This is a genomic window from Algibacter sp., from assembly GCF_049667265.1.
Classification (GTDB): domain Bacteria; phylum Bacteroidota; class Bacteroidia; order Flavobacteriales; family Flavobacteriaceae; genus Algibacter_B.
Genome location: NZ_JBATHX010000262.1, coordinates 1 through 1,548 on the forward strand (window position 1 = coordinate 1; position 1,548 = coordinate 1,548).

Here is a 1,548-nt window from a genome sequence, read left to right on the forward strand (position 1 = left end):
GTCAACAAGTTTTTTTGAGGAGGATGCGAAAAAAGTGCTATCAATTATTGCACTATATATAGTGTTGCTGCCAATAGTAGATTTTAAGATGGATTTTTTTCTGTAAATAAGCTTTTCTTCAGTATAGTTTGGCAAGGAATCTGTATCGAATAAATTATCACTAAGCTTTGTTATTACAGAGTATTGAAGGCTATCATTGTCATCTTTTGAAAAACAAATTAAAACATCTTCGGCTGGATTTAAGTGAGATAAGGGCTCAAGCCTTTCTTCTAAATTCTTGTAAGTAGATGTTTTTGAGATATTTTGTAAAAAATCACTATTACTGATGCTATTACTAAAACTTTCAAGATTGTTAGTTTTAATAAAAACAGAAGTGTTTTTAGGTGCAAAATCTAAAAGGTTGGCATGTTCAGATTTCGATTTTGAACAACCAATTACACATAACAGTAGGAGGGAAAGGCAAAATAATCTCATGGATTGAATTAATTTTTACAAATATAGAAACTTAGAGGCTCTTTTTATACGTCTAACTTTAATTGTTCGGGTAATAATCTAAACGATTTCCTGTGATATTTTGTAATACCATATTTTTTAATAGCGGCTCTGTGTTCTTTTGTGGGATACCCTTTATTTTGTTTCCAATTATACATCGGGAATTCCTCATGAATTTGCTCCATATATAAATCGCGATGTGTTTTTGCTAGAATGGAAGCTGCGGCTATGCTTAAATACTTCCCGTCGCCTTTTATTATCGTTTCAAAAGGAATGTCATTATAAGGTTTAAATTTATTACCATCGATAATGATGAATTCGGGTGTTTTTTGCAATTTATCAATAGAATGATGCATAGCCAAAATAGATGCATTTAAAATATTAATACTATCAATTTCTTCTTGAAACACATGTGCAACACCATAACTAATGGCTTGATGCTCAATAATAGGTTTTAAAAGTGTTCGTTTCTTTTCACTTAATTGCTTGGAATCGTTTAAAATTAAATTTTCAAAATTATTAGGTAAAATTACCGCAGCTGCAGTTACTGGTCCAGCTAAACACCCACGGCCAGCCTCATCGGTTCCGCATTCTAACTTGTAATTTGAATGATTTAATAATAGCATAACAAAACAAATATAATATGCCAAAGGCTAATAATAAAGAATTTATAAGGATTCGAGAAAGTTTGGCCTTTTTGTGGGGTTCATTTTTGTTATAAAATTCATAAATTTTCCCCTGCCTTTCTTTATTTAAAATAATTAATAACACTTTACGTTCAAATAATTACTTTTGCCAAGTAAAATATATAGCTAAAAAAAGCCCAATTTACCTGCAATCATAATATGAACGTATTTTTTAAGATAAAATCAAGAACTAAAAATTATAAAGTTCCCTTATTTTTTTGCTTGTTTTTTGTGGTTACAAATATTTCAGCGCAAGTTTTACCAGATAGGGCATTTTCAAAAGAAGGCGTTGACTCTAAAGGTGTTAAAGATTCTTTAAATAGTCAATCAAGAGCATCAACAAGCATTAAAAATTTAAAAAATGTAAATG

The 1,548-nt window shown here is 29.9% G+C and carries 2 protein-coding genes and 1 pseudogene; 1 reads left to right on the forward strand and 2 read right to left on the reverse strand.

What is annotated here, in order from left to right; all coding sequences use genetic code 11:
* Together WBN21_RS09935 and WBN21_RS09940 are read right to left on the reverse strand one after the other, a co-directional pair.
* A pseudogene (locus WBN21_RS09935) lies at positions 1 to 474 on the reverse strand (ribonuclease HII); the annotation flags it as partial.
* A gap of 44 nt (positions 475 to 518) precedes the next feature.
* A complete protein-coding gene (locus WBN21_RS09940; RefSeq protein WP_424199842.1) occupies positions 519 to 1,118 on the reverse strand; it encodes a ribonuclease HII in 600 nt (199 codons plus the stop codon).
* A 219-nt stretch (positions 1,119 to 1,337) separates the two neighbouring features.
* On the opposite strand from WBN21_RS09940, the gene WBN21_RS09945 reads away from it, so the two are divergent.
* On the forward strand, positions 1,338 to 1,548 hold a 211-nt coding region (locus WBN21_RS09945), incomplete at its 3' end, for a hypothetical protein (RefSeq protein ID WP_424199844.1).

Excerpts from the sequence above, each read along its gene's own strand:
- WBN21_RS09940 (WP_424199842.1), bottom strand. The coding sequence starts at position 1,118 with ATGCTATTATTAAATCATTCAAATTACAAGTTAGAATGCGGAACCGAT.